Annotated in this window: 25 protein-coding genes; 18 read left to right on the top strand and 7 right to left on the bottom strand. The window is 36.3% G+C overall.

Annotated features, from left to right (window positions below; genetic code table 11):
• Nucleotides 1-8: 8 nt before the first annotated feature.
• The 13 genes from atpG (at nucleotide 9) to CYP51_RS07785 (ending at nucleotide 10,379) form a co-directional block, all read left to right on the top strand.
• Nucleotides 9-896 carry an ATP synthase F1 subunit gamma gene (atpG, locus tag CYP51_RS07845; RefSeq protein ID WP_103625014.1) on the top strand — a complete coding sequence of 296 codons (888 nt, stop codon included), beginning with the start codon at nucleotides 9-11 and terminating at the stop codon, nucleotides 894-896.
• Nucleotides 897-907: 11 nt separating this feature from the next.
• On the top strand, nucleotides 908-2,305 hold the full coding sequence (gene atpD, locus CYP51_RS07840; protein ID WP_002939420.1) for a F0F1 ATP synthase subunit beta: 1,398 nt from the start codon (nucleotides 908-910) through the stop codon (nucleotides 2,303-2,305).
• Nucleotides 2,306-2,323: 18 nt separating this feature from the next.
• The gene (gene atpC / locus CYP51_RS07835) at nucleotides 2,324-2,713 is read left to right on the top strand and encodes an ATP synthase F1 subunit epsilon (protein WP_054196221.1); all 390 of its coding nucleotides are present in this window, start codon (nucleotides 2,324-2,326) and stop codon (nucleotides 2,711-2,713) included.
• Nucleotides 2,714-3,298, top strand: a complete 585-nt coding sequence (locus CYP51_RS07830; RefSeq protein ID WP_051288435.1) for a MotA/TolQ/ExbB proton channel family protein — start codon at nucleotides 2,714-2,716, stop codon at nucleotides 3,296-3,298. It abuts the gene before it with no gap.
• Nucleotides 3,299-3,697: a biopolymer transporter ExbD gene (locus tag CYP51_RS07825; protein ID WP_021090535.1), complete on the top strand. Its 399-nt coding sequence runs from the start codon at nucleotides 3,299-3,301 to the stop codon at nucleotides 3,695-3,697.
• Between the two features lies 1 nt (nucleotide 3,698).
• Nucleotides 3,699-4,655: a TonB C-terminal domain-containing protein gene (locus CYP51_RS07820; RefSeq protein WP_103625013.1), complete on the top strand. Its 957-nt coding sequence runs from the start codon at nucleotides 3,699-3,701 to the stop codon at nucleotides 4,653-4,655.
• A 15-nt stretch (nucleotides 4,656-4,670) separates the two neighbouring features.
• Nucleotides 4,671-5,927: a Tol-Pal system protein TolB gene (gene tolB, locus CYP51_RS07815; RefSeq protein ID WP_103625012.1), complete on the top strand. Its 1,257-nt coding sequence runs from the start codon at nucleotides 4,671-4,673 to the stop codon at nucleotides 5,925-5,927.
• Nucleotides 5,928-5,991: 64 nt separating this feature from the next.
• The gene (locus CYP51_RS07810; RefSeq protein WP_021090913.1) at nucleotides 5,992-6,498 is read left to right on the top strand and encodes an OmpA family protein; all 507 of its coding nucleotides are present in this window, start codon (nucleotides 5,992-5,994) and stop codon (nucleotides 6,496-6,498) included.
• A gap of 17 nt (nucleotides 6,499-6,515) precedes the next feature.
• Entirely contained in the window at nucleotides 6,516-7,358 is an 843-nt protein-coding gene (locus CYP51_RS07805) for a tetratricopeptide repeat protein (RefSeq protein WP_103625011.1), read from the top strand.
• A gap of 56 nt (nucleotides 7,359-7,414) precedes the next feature.
• A complete protein-coding gene (locus CYP51_RS07800; RefSeq protein WP_223155480.1) occupies nucleotides 7,415-8,005 on the top strand; it encodes an FKBP-type peptidyl-prolyl cis-trans isomerase in 591 nt (196 codons plus the stop codon).
• A gap of 9 nt (nucleotides 8,006-8,014) precedes the next feature.
• Complete coding sequence (gene fabD, locus CYP51_RS07795; RefSeq protein ID WP_103625010.1) at nucleotides 8,015-8,944, top strand: ACP S-malonyltransferase; 930 nt, start codon at nucleotides 8,015-8,017, stop codon at nucleotides 8,942-8,944.
• A complete protein-coding gene (locus CYP51_RS07790; RefSeq protein ID WP_103625009.1) occupies nucleotides 8,941-9,624 on the top strand; it encodes a 5'-methylthioadenosine/adenosylhomocysteine nucleosidase in 684 nt (227 codons plus the stop codon). Before fabD ends, CYP51_RS07790 begins: the two co-directional genes overlap by 4 nt.
• Entirely contained in the window at nucleotides 9,621-10,379 is a 759-nt protein-coding gene (locus CYP51_RS07785; RefSeq protein WP_103625008.1) for a tRNA 2-thiocytidine biosynthesis TtcA family protein, read from the top strand. The genes CYP51_RS07790 and CYP51_RS07785 overlap by 4 nt, the downstream gene beginning before the upstream one ends.
• Before the next feature lie 273 nt (nucleotides 10,380-10,652).
• On the opposite strand, the gene recO is transcribed toward CYP51_RS07785, so the two are convergent.
• From recO to bamA, 7 genes are all read right to left on the bottom strand, one after another.
• Complete coding sequence (gene recO, locus CYP51_RS07780; RefSeq protein WP_103625007.1) at nucleotides 10,653-11,267, bottom strand: recombination protein RecO; 615 nt, start codon at nucleotides 11,265-11,267, stop codon at nucleotides 10,653-10,655.
• Nucleotides 11,268-12,191 carry a tRNA dihydrouridine synthase gene (locus tag CYP51_RS07775; RefSeq protein WP_103625006.1) on the bottom strand — a complete coding sequence of 308 codons (924 nt, stop codon included), beginning with the start codon at nucleotides 12,189-12,191 and terminating at the stop codon, nucleotides 11,268-11,270. It lies immediately after the preceding gene.
• Nucleotides 12,188-13,186 (bottom strand): uroporphyrinogen III synthase HEM4, encoded by a 999-nt coding sequence (locus CYP51_RS07770; RefSeq protein WP_103625005.1) that lies wholly within the window; start codon nucleotides 13,184-13,186, stop codon nucleotides 12,188-12,190. Before CYP51_RS07770 ends, CYP51_RS07775 begins: the two co-directional genes overlap by 4 nt.
• A gap of 9 nt (nucleotides 13,187-13,195) precedes the next feature.
• Nucleotides 13,196-13,552 carry an RNA polymerase-binding protein DksA gene (dksA, locus tag CYP51_RS07765; protein WP_103625004.1) on the bottom strand — a complete coding sequence of 119 codons (357 nt, stop codon included), beginning with the start codon at nucleotides 13,550-13,552 and terminating at the stop codon, nucleotides 13,196-13,198.
• A gap of 11 nt (nucleotides 13,553-13,563) precedes the next feature.
• Nucleotides 13,564-14,019: a 23S rRNA (pseudouridine(1915)-N(3))-methyltransferase RlmH gene (locus CYP51_RS07760; protein WP_103625003.1), complete on the bottom strand. Its 456-nt coding sequence runs from the start codon at nucleotides 14,017-14,019 to the stop codon at nucleotides 13,564-13,566.
• Between the two features lie 2 nt (nucleotides 14,020-14,021).
• Nucleotides 14,022-14,936 carry an acetyl-CoA carboxylase, carboxyltransferase subunit beta gene (gene accD, locus CYP51_RS07755; RefSeq protein ID WP_103625033.1) on the bottom strand — a complete coding sequence of 305 codons (915 nt, stop codon included), beginning with the start codon at nucleotides 14,934-14,936 and terminating at the stop codon, nucleotides 14,022-14,024.
• Between the two features lie 129 nt (nucleotides 14,937-15,065).
• Nucleotides 15,066-17,330 carry an outer membrane protein assembly factor BamA gene (gene bamA, locus CYP51_RS07750; RefSeq protein WP_103625002.1) on the bottom strand — a complete coding sequence of 755 codons (2,265 nt, stop codon included), beginning with the start codon at nucleotides 17,328-17,330 and terminating at the stop codon, nucleotides 15,066-15,068.
• An 89-nt stretch (nucleotides 17,331-17,419) separates the two neighbouring features.
• Between bamA and CYP51_RS07745 the strand changes: the two genes are divergently transcribed.
• From CYP51_RS07745 to thrB, 5 genes are all read left to right on the top strand, one after another.
• Nucleotides 17,420-18,250, top strand: a complete 831-nt coding sequence (locus CYP51_RS07745; protein WP_103625001.1) for a prephenate dehydrogenase — start codon at nucleotides 17,420-17,422, stop codon at nucleotides 18,248-18,250.
• Nucleotides 18,251-18,311: 61 nt separating this feature from the next.
• Nucleotides 18,312-19,682, top strand: coding sequence for a M23 family metallopeptidase (locus tag CYP51_RS07740; protein ID WP_103625000.1), 1,371 nt, complete (start codon nucleotides 18,312-18,314; stop codon nucleotides 19,680-19,682).
• A gap of 62 nt (nucleotides 19,683-19,744) precedes the next feature.
• Nucleotides 19,745-20,629 (top strand): UDP-3-O-acyl-N-acetylglucosamine deacetylase, encoded by an 885-nt coding sequence (lpxC, locus tag CYP51_RS07735; RefSeq protein ID WP_103624999.1) that lies wholly within the window; start codon nucleotides 19,745-19,747, stop codon nucleotides 20,627-20,629.
• An 80-nt stretch (nucleotides 20,630-20,709) separates the two neighbouring features.
• Nucleotides 20,710-21,072 (top strand): glycoprotease, encoded by a 363-nt coding sequence (locus CYP51_RS07730; protein WP_180997755.1) that lies wholly within the window; start codon nucleotides 20,710-20,712, stop codon nucleotides 21,070-21,072.
• 8 nt (nucleotides 21,073-21,080) lie between these two features.
• Nucleotides 21,081-21,965: a homoserine kinase gene (gene thrB, locus CYP51_RS07725; protein WP_103624997.1), complete on the top strand. Its 885-nt coding sequence runs from the start codon at nucleotides 21,081-21,083 to the stop codon at nucleotides 21,963-21,965.
• Nucleotides 21,966-21,968: the final 3 nt, after the last annotated feature.

Here is a 21,968-nt window from a genome sequence, read left to right as displayed (position 1 = left end):
GCTAAGATATGTCAAATTTAAAAGATATAAAACGAAAGATTAAGAGCGTCCAGAACACTCAAAAGACGACGCGTGCGATGAAGCTTGTCTCAACAGCAAAGCTTCGCAAAGCCGAAGAGGCTGCTCGCTACTCTAGAGTTTACGCTCTTAAGATCAATGAGGTTTTATCAGAGATAGCTTATAAGATCAATCAATATGTTTCAGTTATGGCTGAGAGTAAATTTTTTAACGCAACAAAGAGTGTAGAAAAGGTTGATATTATATTTGTTACCGCTGATAAAGGGCTTTGCGGTGGCTTTAATGTCCAGACTATAAAGACAGTTAGGCGCATGATTGATGAGCTAAAAGCCAAAAAGATCAAAGTAAGACTAAGAGCTGTTGGTAAAAAAGGTATAGAATTTTTCAATTTTCAAGGCGTTGAGCTACTTGAGACTTACGTCGGAGCTAGCTCTTCTCCTACATATGAAAAAGCTCAAAAAATTATAAAAGATGCCATCGATGACTTTACAAACGGCATAACTGATAAAGTCGTGCTAATACACAATGGTTATAAAAATATGATTTCTCAAGAGATTAGAGTAAATGATATTGTGCCTATTGAGCCGTCTAAGATAGTTGCTGTTGAGACAAATTCTTTGATGGAATTTGAGCCAGAAGATAATTATACTAAGATCATGGATGAATTGCTCAATAAATATTTTGAGTATAGTATGTATTATGCCTTGGTTGACTCTTTGGCGGCTGAGCACAGTGCTAGAATGCAAGCTATGGATAATGCAACAAATAATGCTAAACAACGCGTCAAACAGTTAAATCTTGCTTACAATAAAGCAAGACAAGAGTCTATTACCACTGAGCTTATTGAGATCATCAGTGGTGTTGAATCAATGAAATAAAAGGAGTATGAATGAAGGGTGTTATTAGTCAAGTTATGGGCCCTGTGGTCGATGTTGACTTTAATGACTACTTGCCGAAGATCAATGAAGCTATCGAAGTTTTCTTTGAGGTTGAGGGCAAGAAACATAAACTAATATTAGAAGTTGCTGCTCACCTAGGTGATAATAGAGTCAGAACTATTGCTATGGATATGAGCGAGGGTCTGACTCGTGGCTTAGAGGCTAAAGCACTTGGTGCACCTATTAGTGTGCCAGTTGGTGAAAAAGTTCTAGGTAGAATTTTTAACGTAGTTGGTGATTTGATCGACGAGGGCGAGGGTATAAATTTTGATAAGCATTGGTCTATCCACCGCGATCCTCCTCCATTTGAAGAGCAAAGCACAAAGAGTGAAATTTTTGAAACTGGTATCAAGGTAGTTGACCTTCTAGCTCCTTACGCAAAGGGTGGTAAAGTAGGCCTATTTGGTGGTGCTGGCGTTGGTAAAACGGTTATTATTATGGAGCTTATCCACAACGTTGCATTTAAACACAGCGGTTATTCTGTATTTGCTGGTGTTGGAGAGAGAACTCGTGAAGGAAACGACCTTTATCATGAAATGAAAGAAAGTAATGTTTTGGATAAAGTTGCCTTGTGCTATGGTCAAATGAATGAGCCACCAGGAGCAAGAAACCGTATCGCACTAACTGGTCTTACAATGGCTGAGTACTTCCGTGATGAGATGGGACTTGATGTTTTGATGTTTATCGATAATATCTTCCGTTTCTCTCAATCAGGTGCAGAGATGTCAGCTCTACTTGGACGTATCCCATCAGCTGTTGGTTACCAGCCAACTCTTGCAAGTGAGATGGGTAAATTCCAAGAGAGAATCACATCAACTAAAAAAGGTTCGATCACGTCTGTTCAGGCTGTTTATGTTCCTGCAGACGACCTTACAGACCCAGCTCCTGCAACTGTTTTTGCGCACCTTGATGCCACAACGGTTCTTAATAGATCTATTGCAGAAAAAGGTATTTATCCAGCTGTTGATCCGCTTGATTCAACGTCAAGAATGCTTGATCCTCAAATTTTAGGAGCAGATCACTATAAGGTAGCTCGCGGCGTTCAAGCTGTGCTTCAAAAATATAAAGATCTTCAAGATATCATCGCTATCCTTGGTATGGACGAACTTAGCGAAGAAGATAAGTTAACAGTTGATAGAGCAAGAAAGATCGAGAGATTTTTATCTCAGCCATTCTTTGTTGCTGAGGTATTTACAGGTAGCCCTGGTAAATATGTAAGTCTTGACGAAAATATAGCTGGCTTTAAGGGAATTTTAGAGGGTAAATATGATCACTTACCAGAAGCAGCATTTTATATGGTTGGAAATATAGATGAGGCTTTAGCCAAAGCTGAGAAACTTAAGGCTTAAATTTAAAAAGGAAGCGTAATGGATAAATTACATTTAGAGATCGTAACTCCTCAAGGTCAGATATTTAATGATGACGTGAGCAGTGTAGTGCTTCCAGGTAGCGAGGGTGAGTTTGGTGTTTTACCAAACCATGCCTCATTAATATCTCTTTTAAAAGCAGGTATTATAGATATAGAACATAAAAATAAAAAACATGATGTTGTTGCGATTAACTGGGGCTATGCAAAGATTGACGAAGGTAAGGTGGTAATACTTGCTGACGGTGCGGTTTACGTCTCTGGTGATAGTGAAAGTGAGCTTGCAAATTCATTGGAAGCTGCTAGAAATTTGATAGAGAGCATGAGCAGTGATACAAATGCTTTTGCAGCAACTATATCTAAAATGGAAAATGTAGTGAGAGCAAGATAAGTGGGCGGAATAGATTTATTTTTAAATTACATTCAAAGAAGTAGTTTTATTACAATTATTGTTTTAACTTGGCTGTCAATATATTTTATAGTTAGTTTCACAATTCTTTTTTCAAGAATGGCTGGTATTGGAGCTTGGCAAAAACGTGAGCAAAATGCACTTGAAGCACTGCTTATGGGTGCTAAAAATATTCCAAATGATTCGTCTTTGAGAAAATGTGCAAATGGAAGAATCTCAAGAGAAAAACTAAACGTATGTATAAGTATAGCCGAGAAAAATGCTACAAGTGGACTAACGTGGCTAAGTGTAATAGCATCTACTTCGCCTTTTATCGGTCTTTTTGGAACCGTTGTTTCTATTTTAGAGACATTTTCACAGCTTGGAAATGGTGGAGGTTCATCACTTGGTATTATCGCTCCAGCTATTTCAGAGGCACTTGTTGCAACTGGTTGCGGAATTTTTGTTGCTATCCCAGCATATACGTTTAACTTACTCATAAAAAGAAAAGCTTATGAATTAATGAGTGTTATTGAGCGTCAGGCTGATGTAATGATAGCACTTAAAAAAGATGATGAGATACTATAAATGGCCGTTAAATTTACCGATGAGACACCAGAACTAAATATAACTCCTCTTGTTGATATTATGCTTGTTTTACTAGCCATTTTAATGGTTACTATGCCAACCATAACATATCAAGAGGATATTACTCTTCCAGATGGTTCAAAGGCGAAAACTTCAACATCTAAGCAAAAAGACCTTATAGTATCTATAAATTCGCAGGGGCAAGTTAGAGTTGATCAAAGTACTATGAGCCTTGCTGAGTTTCCTGATAATATCGCATTAATGAGTACAAAATACGATAAAACCTCGCCTATCTATATAAAAGCTGACAAAAATTTAAAATACGATGATGTTATGTTTGTATTAAAGACTTTGAAAGGTGCTGGTTTTAATAAAGTAGCTTTAGAGACAAACGGTTAAAATGTCAAATAAAGTTAAATTTCCAACGCTTAGTTCGTTTCTTGTAGCATCTTGTATTTACGTTATTATTATACTTGTTTTGTTTATAAAGCTTACTTTTTTTGCAGAACCTCCTAAAAAATATACTGATGATAAAGATGCTATTATGGATGTGGTTATGGTTGATAGAGAAGTTGATCAAACCATTAAAGCTCCAAAACAAGCAGATGAAGTAGTTAAAGAGACAAAGCCTGAACCTAAAAAGGAGTCAGAAGAAGATAAACAAGAGACTACAAATAAGCCTGTTGTACCAGATGAACCATTGCCTACCCCAAGCTTGCCAACTCCTCCAAAAGAAGAGCCAAAGCCTGAGCCTAAAAAACCAGAACCAAAACCAGAAATTTTAAAACCAAGTGAAGAGCCTAAAGAAGATATTAAGCCAGAACCAAAACCTGAGCCTAAGCCTACACCAAAGCCAGTTGAAAAGCCAAAACCAAAAGAACCAAATATAAAAGACCTTTTTAGTGACATAGATCCTACGAAACTTAAAAAAGATGATGGTATAAAAAAGGCTGAGAATAAAGTACAAAGCCGCAAAAAAAGCGAGGCTTCTAGCTCAAAAGCTGCAAAAGAGGCTAGCGACATCATCAAGAGCCTAAAGATAGATCAAAATCCAACCGCACCAAAATCGCAAATGACGGGCACATACGATCCATTAAAGGGAGCCATAACAAAGCAAATTCAAAGAAGATGGCAAAGCTATAAAGCTGACTCTGCAAATATAGCTAAGGTGAAATTCATGATAGATCAAAGTGGAAATTTCAGCTATGAAATTTTAGAGCTATCATACAATGAAGAATTTAATGCAAAGGTAAAAGAGTGTCTAGAAAAGCTTACTGCAGAGAAATTTCCATTTAATCCAAACAAAAGCACTACTTTTGATTTAGATTTAGAAGATAGAATAGACCAAAAATTATAAATTTACGGAGTAGAGATGAAGAAAATTTTTCTTTTTTTATGCGTTGCTCTAGGGCTTTATGCTGCTGATGCGACCATATCTGTTGTAAACCAAGGTGTTGCTTTGCCAAAGATAGCTTTGCAAGATACAACAACTGCTGTTAGCGATGTGGGTTTTAAAGATAAATTCTTTAAGATCATGCTAGGTGACTTGAAAGTTAGCTCAGACTTTGAGGTTATCGAAGATCACGTGCCTTCAACCTATGATGGAACAGCAGCTACAAATACAATGAGCGACAAAGGTGTTGAGCTTATCTTTAGATATGCTCTTGAAGGTTCTATGGGCTCACCTCTTACTTTAAGAGTAAAACTCATCAATGCTAAAACTGCAACTACAAGGTATGAGAGAGTTTATAATATGCCAGATGGTGCGAAATATCCATTTTTGGCACATCAAAGTATAGTTGAGCTAACAAACGAGCTAAATTTACCACCAGTTGGCTGGATGGAAAAATTTATTATTCTTTCAAAATATACTTCAGCTCGCCAAAGCTCTATCATAGTTGCAGATTATACACTTACATATCAAAAGACCATAGTAAGTGGCGGACTAAATATTTTTCCTAAATGGGCTGGAGCTGATCAAAGTAAATTTTACTATACATCTTATGTGAATAATAAGCCAACTTTATTTAGATATGATCTAAATTCTGGTACAAAAACAAAGATAATTGATAGCATTGGCATGCTTATAGCCTCAGATGTTAGTAAAGATGGAAGTAAAATTCTATTAACCATGGCACCAAAAGATCAACCAGATATTTTTATCTATAATACAAATAGTAAAAATTTGACGCAGATTACTAATTATCCAGGCATAGATGTAAATGGAAATTTTGTAGATAATGATAGTAAGATAGTTTTTGTATCAGATAGGCTTGGTTATCCTAATGTTTTTGCAACTCCTGCGATTTCTGGCGGAAGCGTTGAACAAATGGTATTTCATGGTAAGAATAATAACTCTGTAAGCACATTTGAAAATTATGTTGTTTATTCAAGCAGGGAAGCAAGCGGTAGTTTTAATATATATCTAATTTCAACTCAAACGGATTTTATACGACAGCTTACAGCAAATGGCAAAAATAACTATCCAAGATTCTCAAGCGATGGGCAAAGTGTTGTCTTTATAAAAGAGCTTGGCGGTCAAAGTTCACTAGGTGTTGTTAGGCTAAATGAAAACAGAAGTTTTCAGTTTCCTTTAAAAGTAGGAAAAATTCAATCTATAGATTGGTAATATTCTGATAAAATTTAAGATTTTTGTGATATAATTCGACCAAATTTCTAAAAAAGGATAAGGAATGAAAAAAGTAGTTCTAGCAAGTGTTGCAGTTGCAACTTTATTGTTGAGCGGTTGTAGCTCAAAAAACCCTGAAGTTGATATGAATTCAAATTCAAATCAATCTGCAGACAATTCAGGTAGCATGAGCGATGCTGATAGATTAGCAGCTCTTATTGCTAACATCGAGAGTCAAGTTAAAAGTGTATACTTTGACTTTGATAAATTTAATATCAAAGCCGATCAACAAGGTGTTGTTAGCTCAAATGCATCAGTATTCAACCAAGCTGACGCTCAAGCTCTTTCTATAAAAGTAGAAGGTAACTGCGATGAGTGGGGTACAGATGAGTATAACTATGCTCTTGGTTTAAAACGTGCTAAAAGCGCTAAAGATGCTCTTGTAAGAAATGGCGTTAGTGCTGATAGAATCGCTGTAGTTAGCTTCGGCGAAAGCAATCCGGTTTGTACAGACAAAACAAAAGCTTGCGATGCTCAAAATAGACGTGCAGATTTCAAAGTACTTCCATAATTTATAATTAAATAATAATGAACAAAAAATTAATTATAGTGGCTCTGATGGGAGCCACTATCTCTATTACCTCCAGTCAAGAGATTTCAGCTTTTGATGCAGGCAATATGGATAGTGCTAATCCATACGGTCTAACTGACAATGAAAAAATTACCCTGAATAATAAGCGAAGTGTTCAAAACATTGAAGAGAATATGAATAGTGTTTTAGAACAACTTCAAGGTTTGCAAAGCTTGATTGAGAGCATGAGTGCTAGAATGAATAAGCTTGAGCAAAGAATAAATGATATAGAGACGAAGGTAAATGGTGGCATAAGTGATTCTGGTGTAAGTTTGACATCACTAAAGGCTTATGTTGATGAAACTAGAGATATACAAGACAAAAACTACAAAAATATTACTGCTGCCTTAAATAAATTAGGTGCAATAATGGATAAAAATGCTGCCCAACCAAAGCAAAATACAAATCCAAAACAACAAAGTAAGCCAACTTCAAATTTTAGTGGAAAAAGCGATAAAGATATTTTGGCTGATGGCATTAAACTTTTAAATTCTGGCAATAGCACAGAAGCAGCTGAATATTTTGAATATTTAAATAAAAAAGGCTATAAAACTGGTGCAACAAATTATTATTTAGGTGAAGTTGCTTACAGTCAAAAATCATACAGTACAGCTATACAATACTATAAAAAAAGCATACAGAACGAAGATAAGGCTGACTATACACCAAAACTTCTATATCACACAGCTATAAGCTTTGATAAGATAGCTGACACGCAAAGTGCAAATAGATTTTATAAGGCTTTAAAAGTCGGTTATCCAGATAGTAAAGAAGCCAAAGCCTCTCCCAATAGAAACTAAATTTTAATCTTTTTTAGATATAATCCCACATTAATCAAAAAACCAAATCTAAGGAGATTATTGTGAGTAAAGATCAAGTTATAACTATGTTTTACGAACTAAAAGATGCTAATACTGGTGAAATTTTAGAGTCAAACATGCAAGAAGGTGGCCAAATTTCTTTTATAACAGGGCATGGCCATATTATAGAAAAGCTTGAAGAAGAAGTAAGCAAATTAAAATCAGGCGAAAGAGCAACTATAAGCGTAAAGGCAGCAGAGGGTTGTGGTGAATATAATAACGAAGCCATTCAGTCGTTACCAAAAGAGCAGTTTGCTGGTATAGATTTACATGAAGGAATGGAACTTTTTGGTCAAAATGAGGATGGCTCAAGCGTTCGTGTTATTGTTAAAGAGATCAAAGATGACGAAGTAACAGTTGATTTTAATCACCCATATGCTGGTAAAGATTTGCTATTTAATGTTGAAGTTTTAGAAGTTAGAGATGCGACAGAAGATGAAAAAGCAACAGGCATGGTAGCTGGGGCTCATACTTGCGGTTGCGGTGGTCACGATCATGAGCATGAACATGAGTGCTGCGGAGGTCATGGACACGGACATGAGGATGGCGGTTGCGGTTGCGGTGGACACGGACATCACCATCACTAAGAAGCTAAAATGAAAAATTTTGCTTTTGTTTTTGCGGGCCAAGGCTCGCAAAGTATTGGTATGGGAAAAGACTTTTACGAAAATTTTTCTACTGCTAAGTTACTTTTAAATGATGCTTGTAATGACACTGGCATTGATTACAAAGAGCTTTTATTTACACAAAACGATAAGTTAGATAAAACAGAATTTACTCAGCCAGCTATCGTTTTAAACTCACTAATGACTTATTTGGCTTTTTCAAATTTTATTAAAGAAAAACCAGAATTTAGCCTTGGGCACTCACTTGGAGAATTTACTGCTCTTGCAGTTAGTGGAGCATTTAATTTTATTGATACGATTAGGCTTGTGAATTTACGTGGTAAATTTATGCAAGAAGCTTGTGTTGGTAAAGATGCCGGCATGATGGTAGTTCTTGGACTTAGTGATGAAGTGGTTGAAGAAATTTGTAAAAAAGCAAGAGAAGAAGGCTTACAAATTTATGCTGCAAACTACAACTGCGATGGACAAATCGTTGTCGCTGGTGTAAGAGCTGATCTTGCTAGCTATGAAGCAAAATTTAAAGAAGCTGGCGCAAAAAGAGCAATGCTTTTAAATATGTCAGTAGCTAGTCATTGTCCGATACTTGAGCCAGCTAGTGTTAGACTAGCAAGCGAGCTTGAGAGTACTTTGGCTACCAAATTTTCTCCTGTTGTCTCAAATGTAAATGCTAAAATTTATACCGATAAAAGTGAAGCGCTAGTCCTGCTAAAAGAGCAGCTAATAAAACCAGTTTGCTATAAACAAAGCATTAAAAACTATGAAAATGATGTTGATTGTTTTATCGAGCTTGGCGCTACGACGCTAAAGGGCATCAATAAAAAAATTACCGAAAAGCCAACTTATAGTATTACTGATATGGCAAGTCTTGAAGAAGTTGTGAAAATTTTGGAGGAGAGATGATAGCGATACTTGGAGCTATGCAAGAGGAGATAACACCGATCCTTGAAATAGTCGGTGAATATAAAACTGTTCAATATGCAAATAATAAATTTTACTTAGCAAACTATAAAGGAAAAGAGCTAGTCATTGCCTATTCAAAGATAGGCAAAGTAAATGCAGCTATAACGGCAACTTTAATGGTAGAAAAATTTAAGGCCTCAAAATTGCTCTTTACCGGCGTAGCTGGCTCACTTGATGAGAGTTTAAAAATAGGCGATATGCTTTATGCTACTAGCTTAGTGCAACATGATCTTGATATTACGGCTTTTGGCCATCCTTATGGCTATGTGCCAGGCACAAGTATCTTTGTTAAAAGCGATGAAGGGATAAACGAACTGGCAAAAAAGATAGCTGATAAAAAAGATATGAGCTTAAGCGCTGGTGTTATTGCGACCGGTGATCAGTTTATCTGCGATAATGAAAAGAAAGCTTGGATTAAAAAGATATTTAATGCGAGCGCTACCGAGATGGAAGGTGCTAGCGTTGCACTAGTTTGCGAAACACTAGGTGTGCCATTTTTTATACTAAGAGCTATCAGCGATGGAGCTGGTGATGCAGCAGAATTTGACTTTGATAAATTTTTGCAAGATTCAGCAAATGTTAGTGCAAAATTTATACTTGAAATGGTAGAAAGCTTATGATAGAGCTTAGTAAAAGGCTTCTTAGGCAAGTTGGTCAGACAAATGCCAGATACAAGATGATAGAGGGCGGAGATAAGATCTTGCTTGGTCTTAGCGGTGGTAAGGATAGCCTTGCACTCGCTCACGTACTAAAGCATATTCAAAACGTCACACCTGAAAAATTTGAGTTTAAAGCAGTAACGCTAAGCTACGGCATGGGTGAGGACTACGCTTATCTTACGAAGCATTGCAATGAGCACGGAATAGAGCATGAAGTGATAGATAGCTCAATCTTTGAAATTTCAAAAGAGAAAATCCGTAAGAATTCCAGTTTTTGTAGTTTCTTTTCTCGTATGAGAAGAGGTTATCTTTATACTTACGCTTTAAAGCATGGTTTTAATAAGCTTGCGATTGCTCATCATTTAGACGATGCAGCGGAGAGCTTTTTTATGAACTTTACATATAATGGTGCACTAAGGACGCTTGCTCCAAAATATATTGCAAAAAATGGAATCACGGTTATTAGGCCATTTATCTTCGTTCGCGAGAGACAGCTTCGCGAAAATGCTATCAAAAATGAATTAAGAGTTATCGGTGATGAAGCATGTCCTGCAATGAGATTTGACGTGAAGATGCCACATGCTAGATATGAAACCAAACAGCTTTTAGCGACTTTAGAAAAAGAAAATCCAAAACTTTTTACTTCGCTAAAAGCAGCATTTGAAAATATTCATACTGATACTTTTTTTGCTCTCAATAGCAGTAGTGAAGAGTAAAATTTTACTTGCTTTTTGGGACTAATCCCAAGAAGCAAGCTATAAATATTTCTATTTTAATTAGCTCGTATCAAAATAAATAAAAAAATGTATGAATAGATGAAATTCTTATACTTGCTAATAAATCAAAACTATCATATACAATAAAATACAAAAGCATTTAGTGCAAAAAAGCTACTGGTTAGAATTTTATAACTTAGAAAATTGAAGCTTAAAAAATAGCCATGTGCTTTAAGCATTAAGAAATAGCTATTTAAAATAGCAAGCTATAACTTAAAGTCCATCAAGTAAAATTTTATAAAGGCGGTTTATCTCATCGTCATTTAGCTCGATCGTACTTTTTGTATCAAACAAATTTTTGATCTTACCAGCGTCAAATTCGCTCCTATCAAGGCAGTGCTTGTGAGAGGGTAAAAAACCACGAGTTAAGCAAAGCTCGCTCTCTATCTCCTCGTCGCAGATAAAGCACTCAAGCTCGCTGTGAAGCCTACCTTCATACTCTAAAATTTTGACGTAGCTTTCGATGATAAGGCGTTTTGGATTTTGTAGCTGCATCTGTTTGGCACAGCGATCAAGCTCGTTAAAGTAAATTTCATCGAGCTGCTCGACCTCTTTTAGATGATCATAAAGTAGGCGCATGAACTGCTGCCAAATGATGAGCTTATCGCGCTCTAGCAGCCACTTAAAGCCAAGGTGAAGTATGTTTCTAAGCTTTGGTAGAAATTTCGCCTCTTGCTCTAGTTCAAAGTCGATCTTGTAGCCAGTCATGATGTTTGAGTGACGAGCGCCAAAAAATCTATACGACTTTACGAGCAAATTTGGCGTTAGCACAAAGACTAAAAGGTCCTCGTCTCTGACCTTTTGCACGCGCAGGATGTAGCCTTGCATCTAGGCAAAAAACTCCCTTATGCGCTCTCTCATCGCTGTCGCGTCTTTGATGAAATTTATATCGTTTCTAAAGGTTGTTGCACCGTCGATACCCTTGCTGTACTGATGCAAATGCTTTCTAAATATGCAAAGTCCATGCTCTCCGTAGTGCTCGATCATCGCATCAAAGTGAGCTAGGATGATCTTTTGTTTTAGCGCCTTATCTACGCTAGTTTTGGTTTTTATCTCGTGAAATATCCAAGGATTGCCGATGCTTGCTCTGCCGATCATTAGGGCGTCGCACTTTGTAAGGTTTAAAATTTCATCTGCATTTTGCGCATTTATATCGCCATTTGCGATGACTGGGATTTTTACGCTCGCTTTTACTCTAGCGATCGCTTCGTAATCAACCTTTGCGCTGTATCCGCCAGCTCTGGTGCGCCCATGCACCGCGATGTAGTCTGAGCCGGCTTCTTCGCAGGCTTTTGCTATCTTTTCTTCATTTTTATCGTTAAAGCCAAGTCTAAATTTAACACTCAGGCTCTCTTTGTTTGAGATGCTTTTTATAGCTGAGATTATGCTTTGAATTTTGTCAAGATCGTTTAACAAAGCCGATCCCGCACCTTGTCTAACGATCTTTGGCACAGGGCAGCCGCAGTTTAGATCGAGCCCATAAATTCCATCAAATTTATTGATTATCTGCACGGCTTTTTTTATATTTTCTATATCGCTACCAGCTATTTGAACGACGTAGGGCTCTTCGTTCGGGGATTTTTTAAGCATTTCAAGCGTTTTGTCACTGCTCTCATAGACCAAGGCATTTGCGCTGATCATTTCGCTAACAGTGACATCACAGCCAAATTTCTTAACTACGCTTCTTAGTGGCAAGTCAGAAAAGCCAGCAAGTGGTGCTAAGAAAAGTGGCTTTTTGCTAAAGTCTATCATTTAAAAAATAACGAGCTAGGCACCATTTTGCCGTTATCTCGTAAAAACAGCAAGACCTTTATCTCTTTAAACTCATCTGGGTCGCTACCTTCGATAGCCTCTCTTACTTTATCAAGCATCTGAAGCTCAAATAGCGCATATACGTAAGCCTCATCAGCATCAGCATGGATGCTTTTTAGTTTTTCAAAGATACCGATAAATGCATCTGGTTTTAGCTTATTTTTAAGCATTATGGCTACTTTGTCATATTGTGCTTTTGTCACTTTTGCGTTGTTTAAAAGATCAAAAATTTCATCACTACTTAGATCGATCTCGTCATTTACAAAGCGGGTAATAATAAGCATTATATCTTCACTTGCTAGCTCAAAATTTAATCTTTTGATCTCGCTAAAAGAAGCTACTTTTATGAGTTTATCAAATGCAGCTTTTTTAAGGCTCTCATTTTGATCTTGGTTTTTAAGTATGTCAAGATAATAAGTAGGTAGTTGCTCGATTTTATTTAGCTCATTTAGGATATTTAACTTGCTATCTTTTGCTAGTCTAAATTTCTTTAGATCGACGATCTCTTTATTTTTTATACTTTTTATAGTTTGTAAGATATTGTTTATTTCAGCATCATCTACACCGACATCTTTAAGCTCGCCTACTGGTGAGATAGAGCGAGTAATCTGTGAGGCGATCTTGTAAGTATCGGTTTTGAAGTCTTTATTGCTCTCAAAGCCAAGAAGCGTCTCTTTGGCTAAATCTTTATAAAGCTGGCTATCTTTTTTGATCCATTTTTTATATCTATAAAAAGCATATCCATGATAAGTGATATGAAGTAGGGCAAGAAGTGCTAAAACAGCTACTGGAAGAGCGACCCAAATAGCAATTGGCAAAGTTATAGTTTGGCCTAAAAGCTCAAATGTGTAATCAGAACTATTAAGAGAATAAGCAAGTCCTGCAACAACTACTATGTAGATTATGCAATAGACGAGAAATTTTCTAGTTTTCATGTTTTCTCCTTAGTTTTTTGCTGTTTTTTCGATTATTTCACGGCAAGTTATGCAGTATTTTGCATGCGGTTTTACCTTTAGTCGCGGTATGCTGATCTCCTCCTCACACATATCACAAATTCCGTAAGTTTTATTTGCTATCTTCTCTAGTGCTTCATCTATCTCTGATAGCTCCGCTCTTTGTTGTGTCGAGATCGAATGCTCGATTAGCTGGTCTGTATTTACTGAGGCTATATCAAACTCATCGCTTACACCACTATCTCTTAAGCCATTTACTTCAACAGATGAATCATAGATATTTTTTTTGATCTGTAATTTTCTTTCTTCAAGTAATTTTTTAAAAAAATTTAGCTCGTTTTGAGTCATTTTATATTCCTTTATTTGTGGTATGGGTGGTTTGCATTTATGCAAAGTGCTCTAAAAATTTGCTCAAAAAGTACAAGCTTGGCAACCTTATGAGCCATCGTCATCTTGCTCAAGCTTATGATTTTTTGCGCTTTATTCTTTAAATTTTGGCTAAGGCCGTAAGCTCCACCTATGAAAAAGTTAATTTGTGAATTTGAGTTTAAAATTTGTGCGAATTCTTGGCTGTCAAGTTGCAAGCCATTTTCATCAAGCATTACGCAAAATCCTTTTAAATTTGGCTCGTAAATTTCATCATAAGCTCTTAGCGCATCGCTTCTGCCACTACTTTGAGCTTTTGCTATTTTTTCATTGAAAAAGACTTTATCGCTTATCTTGGCAAATTTTGCACTCATTTTTATATATTCTTGTATTTCGTTTTCAAAGTTGTCACGTGATGATTTTTGAATGCTAAAAACTGAAATTTCCAAATTTAGCCTTTGGTTTTTAGCTTTAGTTCAAAGTTGTTTTCACTCTCGTCTTGTTTATCTTTTTGATGTATCATCTTATTATTTGTGAGAAATTTAACCATATCACTTATATATTTTTTATGTTCGCTTCTTGGCACAATGGCATCGATTAAGCCATGCTCTAATAAAAACTCAGCTCTTTGAAATCCCTCTGGAAGGTCAGCACCAATGGTTTGTTTGATGACCCTTTGACCAGCAAAGCCTATCAATGCGCCAGGTTCAGCGATTATTAGATCTCCAAGCCAAGCAAAAGAGGCACTAACACCACCCATCGTCGGATCAGTAAGTATTGAGATATAAGGTAATTTTGCTTCATCAAGTAGTTTTAAAGCAGCTGATGTCTTTGACATTTGCATCAAAGAGAATGTACTCTCTTGCATTCTAGCTCCACCTGAAGCACTCACTATGACTAAAGCTTGGCGTTTTTCTATCGCTCGTTTTATCGCTCTTACGATCTTTTCGCCCTCAACCGAAGCTAGTGAACCGCCCATGAAGCCAAAGTCAAAGACAACTAGCTGGATCTCTTGCCCGTCGCATTTACCTTCGCCACATATCACTGAGCTTGTGCGTCCTGTTTTTTCTTTATTCTCTGTGATTCTTTTTTTATATGATTTTTTATCAACAAAATTTAATGGATCAACTGGCTTTAAATTTGCATCAAATTCAATAAAGCTACCTTCGTCGCAGATCAAATTTATACGATCGGTAGCTTTTAATCTCATATGATAGCCGCATTTTGGGCATACATTAAAACAAGCTTCAACTTCTTTGTAGTACATCAGTGAGTGACAATTATCGCATTTTACCCAGTGTGTAGGCGCTTCTTCTGGACGAGGTTGAGCTTTTCTTATCTTTGAAAAAATATCGGAGAAATTCATATTTTTACCCACTTATATTAAAAATTGTGGGATTATATCTAATGTTTGCCTTGCTTTTTCTTATATGACTTAAAGTTTGTTTATTTGTGGAGGTTTAAAGGGGCAAGTTAGCCCCTTTAAAGTATCTTATTAGAATCGTCTTCCAATAGTAAATTCAAATGTATTTGTATCATCACCCTCTTTAGGTTTAAGAGCTTTTGCAAAGATTAGTTGAAGTGGTCCGATCGGAGTTATCCACTCGATACCAGTGCCAACTGATGATCTGTTTATCATTTTATTTTTATTTTGCTCGTCTTTTCCAACAGTGCCATAATCATAGAATACAACACCACGCATTTTGACACGATCTATTATAGGGAAGCTTATTTCAGCTGAATTATTAAACGAAGTTTCGCCGCCATATTCGTAGTAGTCGCCATTATATTTTACCTTTGGAGATACGGTTCTACTCTCGTAACCACGTAAGCTTCTTATACCGCCAAGGTAAAGTCTTTCGTTGATAGGAGTATAGCCTCTCTCCCAAATTTTGCCAAAGCTTGCTTTGTATCTTAAGATAAGATCGTAGTCTATGTACTCTCTAAGACCTAGATAGTAGTTGAAATTCGTGCGGTTTTTAACAAAGTCCATATCACCGCCAAGTCCTGCTATTTCAAATGATGTGCTAGCTATGATACCGCGTCTTGGCAAGTAGTAATCATCAGTGCTATTATATGTCAAAGCTGGAGTTATAGCGCTTTTTATAGCCTTGCCTTCTCTATAAATTTCTTTTCCTGTGTCTTTATTTATATTTCTTAGTTCGTCATCTTTTAGAGTAACTTTACTTTGCTCGATATTATAAGTAATTGATGCGCTTAAATTTCTAGTTAATTTTCTACCAAGTGTTGTGCTAAAGCCATAGCTTCTCTCTTTATATGTTCTCCAGTCATAGTCATTTGCATAGAGTGTTCCGCCAAGACTATACTCTGAGTCAAAAATTCTTGGATTTGTAAGACTTATCTGACCTGAAAGCTCTCTATCGCTCTTATCTACGCTTACTTGTCCTTGAAGGCCAGAGCCAAAGATGTTTGTGTCAGAAAGAGCAGCATTTAGTAGCAAGCCATCGCTACTTCCATATCCGATACCGCCACTTATCGAACCAGTTGAAGCCTCTTTTACTTTTACTTTTAGATCAACTGTATTTTTATCAACTGGATCTTCTTCTATCTCAACATCATCAAAGTAGCTTGTTCTTTTTAGCGCATCTTTTGAGTCTTGAAGGTCAGTTCTACTATATAAATTTCCTTCAGTTAGATAAAGTTCGCGTCTTACAACGCGGTCAACGGTCCTATCGTTTCCTGAAATTTGAACATTTCTTATATATACTTTTTCGCCAGGATCTACTTCATAATCAATATCGACAGTTTTATTTTCATCAAATTTATCAGTCTTTGGATAGACCTTCACAAACGCATAACCTTTATCAGCAACCATATCATCGAGCTTTTTCATATCTTGGCGAAGTCTTGCTGAGTTCATCGTATCGCCAGCCTCAAGCCTAAAGTCATCTATGATCTTTTTAGTGTCAAGCTCCAGCTCTTCAGGTGCTGTAATGCTTACATTTGAAACCTTATAAGGCTCACCTTCATGAACATAATAAGTAAGATCAGCTGTGTAATTATCAAACGATGAATTTAAATAAGGTGACGAAATAGTCGCGTCTAAATAGCCTTTTTGGAAATATTTGTCTTGTATTCTTGCTGGATCATTTTCAAGCTCGAAAAGTTTAACTTTACCGTCATTTCTACCCCAAAGCCAGCCCATAAATTCTCTACTTTTGTTTGCAACTACTGGCTCAATGTCGTCATAATCAAACTCTTTTGCACCGACCAAATTTACATTTTTGATTATCATATTTTCGCCACGGTTTATATTGAGTGTTATAAAAAGTGAGCTGTCATTATCTGCAACTGGTTGTTTTTCTACGTCTACAACGGTATCAAAATAACCCTTTGACTCATAATACTGACGAATTCTCTCTTTAGTTTTTTCTATTGTAAGCTCATCATACATATTGCCTGGTTTGATGTTGATTAGCGACTCGATCGCAGTTTTATCATTTGTTACAACACCTTTTAGATCAACTCTCGCAACACTTGGCTTCTCTTTTACAGCTACTAAAAGATTACCATTGCCTGTATCTTCTATGTAGATATCGTCGAAATAATTTTGTTTGTATAAATTTGTGATCGCCTTATCGCTAAGCTTTGGAGTCAAATCCTGACCGACTTTTAGGCCCATTATTTGGCTTGCTACTTCAGGCGAAAGGTGAATTAGGCCTTTAAAATTTATTGACTGGATTGTTTGTGCGCTTAGGCCACTGAAAGCTAATGCTAATAAAAATAATTTCTTTTTCATTAAATTTAACCTAGAGTTTTAGTATAAGTGCGTATAATATCATATTTTATTTTTAATAAATTTAAATTTTATAATTTTGAAGGTTTTTTATGAAAATAGGTATCATCGGACTTGGTCTTATGGGCGGCTCACTTGGTCTTGCACTAAAAGATGAAAAATTAATCTCTTGTGTTAGCGGATACGATAAAGACGAAAATCATAGCAAAAAGGCCTTAGAGCTTGGCTTGGTGCATGAAATTTTAAGCATTGACGAGATGAAAAAGAAGTGTGACATCATCTTTTTAGCTGTGCCAGTCGAGGCTATCGTGAGTATCGTGCAAAATTTAACTGATATCAGCGAAGATACAACTATTATTGATTTTGGCTCAACCAAACAAAAGATAATAGAAGCCGTGCCAGAAAAAATTCGTAAAAATTTCATCCCAGCTCACCCGATGGCAGGTACTGAGTATTCTGGTCCAGAGGCTGCTTTCAAATCACTTTACACAGGGGCAACTGTTATCGTTTGTGACTTTGCAGAAAGTGCAGAAAAACATGTAAAAAGAAGCGTTGAGCTATTTTCTTGCCTTGGTATGAAGATTATTTTTATGAGTGCGAAAGAACATGATCATCACGTGGGTCTTATTTCGCATTTGCCTCATGCGATTGCATTTTCTCTAGCGAGTGGAATTTTAAAAGAAGAGGATAAAAGGCATATCGTTGCGCTTGGCGGACCTACATTTAAGGGTATGATACGTGTCGCAAAGAGTTCGCCTTTTATGTGGAGCGATATCTTTAAGCAAAATAAAAATAATGTTGTTGAAGCTATAAATATGTTTGAAGAAGAGCTAAATTTGTGCAAAGATCTCATCAAAGATGAACGCTGGGACGAACTTTTTGCCTGGATGAGCGACGCTAGGGCTGTAAGAGAAATTTTGTAATTAACTAAAAATTTATTGATTAAATGTAAAATTTCGCAAATAAAATTTAAGGTAAAAATATATGTATAGACGTGGAATTGGTGGTTTTGGTATTGTTGTGCTTTTGCTAATTTTAATTTTAGCCGGTGGTTTTGGCTATGCTTTGATGTCAAAAGATTTTGAGCGAAATGAGCCGATAATCGGTGTTTCTGATAAGGTTTATTGGAATCTTAGAACCCCAATGAATATCAAATTTAAAGACGATAGCGGTATAAAATTTGTACGAATTAGTATGAATGATGGGAAAAATGATCTAAATTTATTAAATCAAATCATACAAAATCCAAGTACCGAGCTTGATGTAAATTTAACCTTTCCAAAGACTGGCTTTTTTGCTCAAAAAGATACCTATGAGATGAATATCGAAGCTGTAGATACTAGTAAATGGAGCTTTTTTACTGGCAACAAAGCTAGCAAAAAGGTTGAAGTGGTACTTGATACTTCAAAACCTGATCTTTACGTGCTTTCACAGTCTTATTCTATCTCGAAAGGTGGTAGCGCGGTTGTGGTCTTTAGAGCAACTGATAATCAGCTAAAAGAGGTCTATGTCCAGACAAATTTTGGTAAGAAATTTAAGGCAGTGCCATTTTATAAAGAGGGCTTTTATGCAGCACTCGTTGCTTGGCCAGTTCAGGTTGAAAATTTTAGTGCAGAAGTTATTGCTAGGGACTTTGCAGGCAACGAAAGTAAGTCACATGTTAGGTATTTTTACGAAAATGTAAAGTATAAAACTTCAACTATTGCATTAAACGATAGATTTTTAGATGGTAAGATAGTTGATTTAACAGATCAATATGCAAAAGATCCAAGCGCACTTTCAAGGCTTGAAAAAATGAGATTTGTCAATGAAACGCTTAGAAATTCAAACGAAGAAAAAATAACAGCACTTACTACAAATCCTGGTGATGAGATGTTAACTGGCTTTAGTGTGACACCATTTTATCCACTAAGAAATGGTAAAAAAGTGGCTGACTTCGCCGATCACCGATACTATACATATAATAACGAGCAAGTAAGCGAATCATGGCATATGGGAATAGACTTTGCAAGTGTGGCCGCAGCTCCTATTATAGCTAGCAATGCTGGTCGTGTTGTGCTAGCATCTGAAAATGGAATTTATGGATTAAATATTGTGATCGATCATGGATTTGGGCTTTATTCGCTTTATGGACACTGCTCAAGCACTAGAGTAAAAGAGGGCGATATGGTGGCAGCTGGCGATCAGATAGGTACTACTGGAACTAGTGGTCTTGCACTTGGTGATCACCTTCACTTTGGAATTTTGGTCCAAGGCGAAGAGGTGAGACCACAACAATGGATGGATAAAAAGTGGATAAAAGACAATATAACAAGTGTTTTAGATGCTGCAAAAGCGATGATAGACAAGAACTAAAAAATTTGCAAAATTGATTTTTTAGTGCTATCATAAGCGGATTAAAAATATAAGGAAAATTCTTGAAACAAACTACTATCGCAAGACGCGTTGAGACTGTTGGTATAGGGCTTCATAAAGGTGAGCCGATAAGACTTATACTAGAACCTCTTGATGCAAATTCTGGTATTATTTTGCACCGCGAAGATCTTGGAATTAGTTTTAAAGCTGAACCTAAAAATGTTATAAATACGCAGATGGCAACCGTTGTTGGCAATGAAAAGGGCTTTATTAGTACGATTGAGCATCTAATGTCAGCCATAAATGGTTATGGCATTGATAATATTAGAATCTCTGTTGATGCAAATGAAATTCCAGTGATGGATGGTAGTGCAATAAGCTTTTGTATACTACTTGATGAAGCTGGTATAAGATATCTTGATGCTGGCAAAAAAGTAATTCTTGTCCGCCGTGAAGTTGAGGTTGTTGAGGGTTCTAAATTTGTGCGAACTTCACCTTCAAGAAGTCCAAAATTTGACTATACGATAAAATTTGATCATCCAGTTATTGGTGAACAAAGATATGTTTTTGATTTTAGTAAAAGCTCGTTTATAAAAAATATAGCTCGTGCTAGAACTTTTGGATTTTTGAAAGATTTACAGCGTTTGCAAGCTCAAAATTTAGCCCTTGGTGCATCACTTGATAATGCCGTGGCAATCGATGATACGCATATCCTAAATCCAGAAGGCTTGAGATTTGAAAATGAGTTTGTAAGGCACAAAATTTTAGATGCGATTGGTGATTTGAGCTTGCTTGGAGCGCCTTTGTTGGGCGATTATACAGCATTTGCTGGAAGCCATGACCTAAATCACAAATTAACTCTTGCTTTGATGTCCGATGAGAAAAACTACGAGATCGCAACTCTAAATGGTGAACTTCTAAAAGAGTATCAAAAGGTATTTGCATAGAAAATATTGAAATTTTAGTTGTCTCTTTATCTACTCCGCTTTTAGTTGGAGTATATAAAGACGGCGTAAAATTTGATGAAATTACGACTGATGAACATGTCAGTGAAGCTTTGATAAAAATCTTAGAAAATTTATCCTCTAAATTTAATATCACAAAAATTATCTATGCAAATACGCCTGGAAGCTTCATGGGGCTAAAGGTGGCCTATGTAATATTAAAAACATTTTCTTTGGCTAAAGGCTGCAAATTTTACGCCGTTAGTGGCTTTAGTTTAAATGGTCACCAAGCTATAAGAGCAAATAAAAATTTAAGTTTTGTTTTAAAAGATGGCAAAATTTCACTTGAAAAAGTGGAGCCAGTAGGATTTAGGTTGCCTTTAAATTTAGATGAATTAAAACTAAATTCAGATACACTTCCAGATTATATCATCCAAGCAGTTTAGGAGAAATTTTGAACATCTTAGTCCCTGCAACAAGTGCGAATTTGGGCCCTGGTTTTGATGCTTTGGGGCTTAGTTTGAAGCTTTTTAATAGCGTGAAAATCGAGCCAGCAAAATTTAGCTCAGTGTCGATAAACGGCGAAGGCAGTGAAAGTGTAAATTTAAAAAGAAATAATATATTCTTAAGTATTTTTAATGAAATTTTTTTTGAGCTAACTGGTAAAAATGAAAATTTTAGAGTCGTTTTTGAAAATAATATCCCATTTTCAAGGGGGCTTGGCAGTAGCTCCGCTGTTATCGTTGGAGCCATTGCTTCAGCATACGAAATAGCTGGTTTTAAGGCAAGTAAAGATACAGTTTTGAATAAAGCTATCATCTACGAAACCCATCCTGATAATATCTCGCCAGCAGTTCACGGCGGATTTATCAGTGCGATTGTAAAAAATGGCAATGTTTACGCAAATAAAATAAGTTTAAGCGACGAGATAAAGGCGGTAGTTGTTATCCCAAATAAGCCAATGAGTACATCCTCGTCAAGACAAATTTTACCAAAGAACTATACGATGAAAGAGTGTGTAAATAACTTATCTCATGCCGCTTTTTTAACGTCTTGTTTTTATGAAAAAAAGTATGATCTCTTAAAAGTAGCAAGCAAAGATTTGATGCATGAAGAGCGTAGAATGCACGCTTTAGAAGAACTTTTTGAAGTTAGAAAAGTAGCTTATGAAAATGGTGCTTTAATGAGCACGCTTTCGGGCTCAGGCTCAAGTTTTTTAAATATCGCTTACAAAGATGACGCTAAAAATTTACGAGATATTTTAAAGAGTAAATTTGGTGATTTTAGGGTTGAGGTTTTTTCATTTGATAACGATGGATACGAAATTACGCAAAGCTAAAAA

The organism is Campylobacter concisus, from assembly GCF_002912895.1.
In the GTDB taxonomy this organism is placed as follows: domain Bacteria; phylum Campylobacterota; class Campylobacteria; order Campylobacterales; family Campylobacteraceae; genus Campylobacter_A; species Campylobacter_A concisus_G.
This window is presented reverse-complemented; position numbering and strand designations above follow the sequence as displayed.